Origin of the sequence: Photorhabdus viridis, assembly GCF_040256935.1 — a bacterium.
GTDB lineage: Bacteria > Pseudomonadota > Gammaproteobacteria > Enterobacterales > Enterobacteriaceae > Photorhabdus > Photorhabdus viridis.
Window position 1 is genome coordinate 1 of record NZ_JBEJZY010000219.1, and the last position, 659, is coordinate 659.

The 659-nt window shown below is 55.1% G+C and carries 1 protein-coding gene; it reads right to left on the reverse strand.

Annotation, left to right across the window (positions count from 1 at the left end):
- The coding region (gene tssC, locus ABR397_RS23055; protein WP_350307740.1) for a type VI secretion system contractile sheath large subunit at positions 1-659 on the reverse strand (659 nt) is incomplete at both ends.

Consider the following 659-nt stretch of genomic DNA (forward strand, 5'->3'; position numbering starts at 1 on the left):
TCCCGCTGGATTAACTTCAGATAGTGGGAAATCCGTGACAGCAGAAAGATATAGGGCAGACGCGCATTGATACGGCTGTTGGCCGTGGCTTCATTCGTGTCGTACAACGCCGGTTTTTGCGCCGAATTGGCCGAAAAGAAGCAGGCATAATCGCGGTTTTTGTAGTACGAGAGCGGCATAAACCCCAGATTGGCGAATTCAAACTCGCGGGTTTCTGGGATCATCACTTCTGACGGAATTTTGACCTGATTACCGGTCCCCAGATCGTAGAGATGGATCGGTAAATCCGTGACCGCGCCCCCCGCTTTCGGCCCGCGGATCTGCACACACCAGCCATTGCTGACAAAGCTCCTGACCAGGTTGGCGGCAAACGCAAATGCGGCGTTGGTCCACAAATATTTCGTGTGATCCGGCCCGGCGACCTCTTCGACATAGTTAAACGTGCGTACCGGCACGGTATCCGGGCCGTAGGGCAGACGCCCCAACACACGCGGCATCGTCAGGCCGATATAGCGGGCATCATCGCTGTCGCGGAACGCCTGCCACTTGATGTATTCAGCGCGGTCAAAGTAGCTGCCGATGTCTTTAATCGCCGCCACCTCTTCCATGGTTTTTTTACCGAAAAAGGCTGGTCCGACCGCGCCAATAAAGGGCATATG